Raw genomic sequence first — 5,504 nt, 5'->3', positions numbered from 1 at the left:
CGCCCTGGAGCGCGCGGCGGCGGAAGGGCGGCGTTTCGACGTCCTGTTGATCGACGCCGATCTGGGCGCGGCGGCCGTGGAAGCGGCCCGGGTCCCGGAGCAGCGCCGGCCTCCCGGGCGGCCGGCGACGGGTCAGCCCGAGGGTGTGGTGGACGGGATCTCCCTGGTGGCCGGGGTGCGCTCCGGGTATCCGGGGGTGCGCACGGTGGTGCTCGCGGAGCGGGACGACCCGCGCCGGGCGGCGGCGGCGCTCCAGGCGGGCGCCGGGGGCTGGGTGGCGAAGGACTGCTCGCTCTCCCGCCTGCTCGCGGTGATACGAGGGGTGCTGCGGGACGAGACGCACCTGCCGCCCGCCCTGCTGACGGGCGTGCTGCGGGAGCTGACGGCCGCGCGCAAGCACCGCACGGAGAGCGAACGCCTGGTGGAGTCGCTCACCCCGCGCGAACGGGAGGTGCTGCGCTGCATGGTGGCCGGGCTCGGCCGGAAGGCCGTGGCCGAACGGCTCTTCCTCTCCCCGCACACGGTGCGGACGCACATGCAGAACGTGCTGGGCAAGCTGGGCGTGCACTCCACGCTCGCCGCCGTCGCGCTGGCCCGCAGGGCCGGGGTGGGGCCGGTCGACCTAGCCGGGGACGTTGTCGAACGGGGCGGTCAACTGGCGTAGCAGGGCCGCGAGTTCCACGCGCTGCGCGGTGGAGAGCTCGGCGAGGATCGCCCGTTCCTGGGCGAGGAGCCCGGCGAGCGCCTCGTCCGCGCGGTCCCGCCCCTCCTCCGTCAGCCGCACCAGGACGCCGCGCCGGTCGTTGGGGTCGGGCTCCCGCCGGACCAGGCCCTTCTTGGCCAGCCGGTCGATGCGGTTGGTCATGGTGCCGGAGGTGACCAGGGTCTGGGTCAGGAGTTGACCGGGGGACAGCTGGTACGGTGCGCCCGCGCGGCGCAGCGACGTCAGGACGTCGAACTCCCAGGGCTCCAACTGGTGCTCGGCGAACGCGATGCGCCGGGCCCGGTCGAGGTGCCGGGCGAGCCGGCTGACCCGGCTCAGCACCTCCAGCGGTTCCACGTCGAGGTCCGGGCGCTCCCGGCGCCATGCTGCGACCAGCCGATCGACCTCGTCCTCCATGAGATCAGTGTAGTGGGTCTGTCGACATGAAGTCTCTTGACGTCAAGATACTGATGGGTTGATGCTGGTCTTGGGAGAACCACGGCCCACCACACTCACCCCACGCTCGACACCCCACACCCCGCACTCCCACACCCCACCACCCCGGGAAGCCCTGATGGCCCACACCCCGACCTGGGACCCACGGCAGTACCTCCGCCACTCCGGCCCCCGCACCCGCCCCTTCCAGGACCTGCTCGCCCGCGTCCCCGACCCGCCCGGCCCCGGCCCGGCCCGGATCACGGACCTCGGCTGCGGTCCCGGCAACGCCACCGCGCTGCTCGCCGACCGCTGGCCGGACGCCCTGATCACCGGCCTGGACAACTCCCCCGACATGCTCCGCGCGGCCGCCTCCCACGCGGGCCCCACCAGCGGCGGCGGCCGCATCACCTTCGCCGCCGCCGACGCCGCCAACTGGACCCCCGACGGCCCGGTCGACCTGATCATCGCCAACGCCCTGCTCCAGTGGGTGCCGGGCCACCCCGCGTCGTTCCCCGCCTGGACCGAGGCCCTCACCCCCGGAGGCGTCCTCGCCTTCCAGGTGCCCGGCAACCAGGACGCGCCCTCGCACACCCTGATGCGCCGCCTCTGCGCCACCCCACGCTGGCGCGACCGCCTCACCGACGCCGCCCGAGGCCCCGTCCACGTCCTCGACCCCGCCGCCTACCTCACCCTCCTCACGGACCTCGGCCTCACCGTCGACGCCTGGGAAACCACCTACACCCACCTCCTCCCGGGCCCCGACCCCGTCCTCGACTGGCTCAAGGGCACCGGCCTCCGCCCCGTCCTCACGGCCCTGGCCGACACCCCCGAGGACCGGGACGCCTTCCTCACCGAGTACGCGGCCGTATTGCGCGAGGCGTACCCACCAGGGCCGCACGGGACGGTGTTCCCGTTCCGGCGCATCTTCGTGGTGGCACGGAAACCGGGCGGTGAGGGCGGTGAGGGAGAGGGGTGATGATCCGATCACCCTTTCGCGTGAAGGGTGCGGAGAGGGGGCGACCCGCCCCGGGCGGCTCAGCTCTTGCGGTGGCCCACGAGCCGGGGCCGCTGCTCCAGGCCGTCGAGGCCGTGCCAGGCGAGGTTGACCAGGTGGGCCGCCACCTCGGCCTTCTTGGGCTTGCGGACGTCGAGCCACCACTGGCCCGTCAGGGCCACCATGCCGACCAGGGCCTGGGCGTACAGCGGGGCCAGCTTCTGGTCGAAGCCGCGGGTCTTGAACTCGTGCCCGAGGATGTCCTCCACCTGCGTGGCGATGTCGCTGATCAGCGAGGCGAAGGTGCCAGTCGACTGGGCCACGGGGGAGTCGCGGACGAGGATGCGGAAGCCGTCCGTGTACGTCTCGATGTAGTCGAGGAGGGCGAAGGCGGCCTGCTCCAGGAGCTCGCGCGGGTGGCCCGCGGTGAGGGCGCCCGTCACCATGTCGAGGAGCTGCCGCATCTCGCGGTCGACGACCACCGCGTACAGCCCCTCCTTGCCGCCGAAGTGCTCGTACACCACCGGCTTGGAGACCCCGGCCTTCGCCGCGATCTCCTCCACCGACGTGCCTTCGAACCCCCGCTCGGCGAAGAGTGTGCGACCGATGTCCAGCAGTTGCTCGCGGCGCTCCGCGCCGGTCATCCGCACCCGGCGGGTGCGTCTGGCCCCCTGCGCGGGGGTCAGGTCCTTCTTACCGGAGGTCTTGCTGTCGATCGCCACGCCGTCCATCATGCCGCCTGAGCGGCGTCCTTCTTCTCGCTGCCGGCCGCCGGGGCGCTCTCCTCGCCGGGCCGGGGCTTGCGCCGCGACTCGATGCGGCCCGCGTTCGGCCAGCGCACGTCGGACGCCCAGCCGGCCAGCTCGAACCAGCGGATGAGCCGGGCGCTGGAGTCGATCTGCCCGCGCAGCACGCCGTGCCGCGCCGAGGTCGGGTCGGCGTGGTGCAGGTTGTGCCAGGACTCGCCGCAGGACAGGATCGCCAGCCACCAGACGTTCCCGGAACGGTCCCGGGACTTGAACGGCCGCTTGCCGACCGCGTGGCAGATCGAGTTGATCGACCAGGTCACGTGGTGCAGCAGCGCCACCCGGACCAGTGAACCCCAGAAGAACGCGGTCGCGGCGCCCTGCCAGGACCAGGTCACCAGACCGCCCACCAGCGGCGGGATCAGCAGCGAGATCGCCGTCCACAGGATGAAGGTACGGGAGATGGCCCGGATCGCCGGGTCCTTGATGAGGTCCGGCGCGTACTTCTGCTGCGGCGTCCGCTCCTCGTCGAACATCCAGCCGACGTGCGCCCACCACAGGCCCTTCATCAGGGCCGGCACGGTCTCGCCGTAACGCCACGGGGAGTGCGGGTCACCCTCGGCGTCGGAGAACTTGTGGTGCTTGCGGTGGTCCGCCACCCAGCGCACCACCGGCCCCTCCACCGCCAGCGAGCCCATGATCGCCAGGGCGATGCGCAGCGGGCGTTTGGCCTTGAACGAACCGTGCGTGAAGTAGCGGTGGTAACCGATGGTGATGCCGTGGCAGCCGATGAAGTACATGGCCGTCATCAGCCCCAGATCCAGCCAGCTGACCCCCCACCCCCAAGCCAGGGGGACCGCGGCGAGCAGGGCGACGAAGGGGACGGTGATGAACAGCAGCAGGGTGATCTGTTCGATCGAGCGCTTGCTGTCACCACCCAGCGTGGCGATGGGGAGCTCGGCCTCCTGGGCCTTCGGCGCGTCCTCGATCAGGTCGGGGCTTGCAGTCATGGATTCCCTCGTGGGGGTCGGGGGCTGGCTACGGTTCCGTAACCTACGGCAACGTAAGTATGGCAGGGCCCCGGCAGGGAGCAAGAGGGCTGTCGGCCGCCGCCAGGCGCGTCGGGTGGCGACCTATGCTGGTGGGCGTCGGACAGCGCGGTCCGCCACCCCTCCAGACGTGCTCGGAAACACCGCTAGGAGCAGCACCTGTGAGCAGTGCCGACCCGAACAGCCTCGAAGCACAGCGCAGCGCCGCACTGCGCGCCGACATCCGCCGCCTGGGCGACCTCCTCGGCGCGACCCTCGTCCGCCAGGAGGGCGAGGAACTCCTCGCCCTCGTCGAAAGGGTCAGGGCGCTCACCCGGACCGACGGCGAGGCCGCCGCCCGCCTGCTCGGGGAGACCGACCCGGAGACCGCCGCCAAGCTCGTGCGCGCCTTCTCCACCTACTTCCACCTGGCCAACGTCACCGAGCAGGTGCACCGCGCCCGGGAGCTCGGCGCCCGCCGCGACGCCGAGGGCTCGATCCTCGCCCGCACCGCGGACCGCCTCAAGGACGCCGACCCCGACCACCTCAAGGAAGCCGTCGCCCACCTCGGCGTCCGCCCCGTCTTCACCGCGCACCCCACCGAAGCCGCCCGCCGCAGCGTCCTCAACAAGCTGCTGCGCATCGCCGAGCTCCTGGGCCACCGGGCCGTCGGCGAGGGCGAGAAGCGCCGCACCGACCTCCGCCTCGCCGAGAACATCGACCTGCTCTGGCAGACCGACGAACTCCGCGTCGCCCGCCCGGAGCCCACCGACGAGGCCCGCAACGCCATCTACTACCTGGACGAACTCCACGTCGGCGCCGTCGGCGACGTCCTGGAGGACCTGGCAGCCGAGCTCGACCGGGTCGGCGTCCCGCTGCCCGCCGCCACCCGCCCGCTCACCTTCGGCACCTGGATCGGCGGCGACCGCGACGGCAACCCCAACGTCACCCCCCAGGTCACCTGGGACGTGCTGATCCTCCAGCACGAGCACGGCATCACCGACGCCGTCGAACTCGTCGACAAGCTCCGCGTCGCCCTCTCCAACTCCATCCGCAACAGCGGCGCCACCGAGGAGCTCCTCGCCTCCCTCCAGCGCGACCTGGAACTCCTCCCGGAGATCAGCCCCCGCTACAAGCGGCTCAACGCCGAGGAGCCCTACCGGCTCAAGGCCACCTGCATCCGGCAGAAGCTCCTCAACACCCGCGAGCGCCTCGCCCGCAACCTCCCGCACCAGGAGGGCCGCGACTACCTCGGCACCGCCGACCTGCTCGCCGACCTCCAGCTGATCCAGGACTCGCTGCGCGCCCACCGCGGCGGCCTCATCGCCGACGGCCGGCTGGAGCGCGCCCTGCGCACCCTCGCCGCGTTCGGCCTCCACCTGGCCACCCTGGACGTCCGCGAGCACGCCGACGCCCACCACCACGCGCTCGGCCAGCTCTTCGACCGCCTCGGCGAGGAGTCCTGGCGCTACACCGACATGCCGCGCGACTACCGCCGCAAGCTCCTCGCCAAGGAACTGCGCTCCCGCCGGCCGCTCGCCCCCAGCCCGGCACCCCTCGACGCCGCCGGCGCCAAGACCCTCGGCGTCTTCCAC

General features: G+C 72.5%; 6 protein-coding genes. 3 read left to right on the top strand and 3 right to left on the bottom strand.

Annotated elements, in window-relative coordinates; translation table 11 throughout:
• Nucleotides 1–664, top strand: a 664-nt coding sequence (locus JNW98_RS30240) for a response regulator transcription factor (RefSeq protein WP_223771485.1), incomplete at its 5' end; no start/stop codon positions are given.
• Here JNW98_RS30240 and JNW98_RS30235 read toward each other — a convergent pair.
• Nucleotides 623–1,120 carry a MarR family winged helix-turn-helix transcriptional regulator gene (locus JNW98_RS30235; protein ID WP_004953415.1) on the bottom strand — a complete coding sequence of 166 codons (498 nt, stop codon included), beginning with the start codon at nucleotides 1,118–1,120 and terminating at the stop codon, nucleotides 623–625. The genes JNW98_RS30240 and JNW98_RS30235 overlap by 42 nt on opposite strands.
• 157 nt (nucleotides 1,121–1,277) lie before the next feature.
• On the opposite strand from JNW98_RS30235, the gene JNW98_RS30230 reads away from it, so the two are divergent.
• Entirely contained in the window at nucleotides 1,278–2,117 is an 840-nt protein-coding gene (locus tag JNW98_RS30230) for a trans-aconitate 2-methyltransferase (protein ID WP_223771484.1), read from the top strand.
• Nucleotides 2,118–2,176: 59 nt separating this feature from the next.
• Here JNW98_RS30230 and JNW98_RS30225 read toward each other — a convergent pair whose 3' ends face one another.
• Nucleotides 2,177–2,866: a TetR/AcrR family transcriptional regulator gene (locus JNW98_RS30225; protein WP_223771486.1), complete on the bottom strand. Its 690-nt coding sequence runs from the start codon at nucleotides 2,864–2,866 to the stop codon at nucleotides 2,177–2,179.
• Nucleotides 2,866–3,891: an acyl-CoA desaturase gene (locus JNW98_RS30220; RefSeq protein ID WP_223771483.1), complete on the bottom strand. Its 1,026-nt coding sequence runs from the start codon at nucleotides 3,889–3,891 to the stop codon at nucleotides 2,866–2,868. Before JNW98_RS30220 ends, JNW98_RS30225 begins: the two co-directional genes overlap by 1 nt.
• Before the next feature lie 200 nt (nucleotides 3,892–4,091).
• Between JNW98_RS30220 and JNW98_RS30215 the strand changes: the two genes are divergently transcribed.
• Nucleotides 4,092–5,504: phosphoenolpyruvate carboxylase (locus JNW98_RS30215; protein WP_223771482.1), on the top strand; the 1,413-nt coding region annotated here is incomplete at its 3' end.

This window comes from Streptomyces huiliensis, assembly GCF_020037025.1.
Classification (GTDB): Bacteria; Actinomycetota; Actinomycetes; order Streptomycetales; family Streptomycetaceae; genus Streptomyces; species Streptomyces huiliensis.
This window is presented reverse-complemented; position numbering and strand designations above follow the sequence as displayed.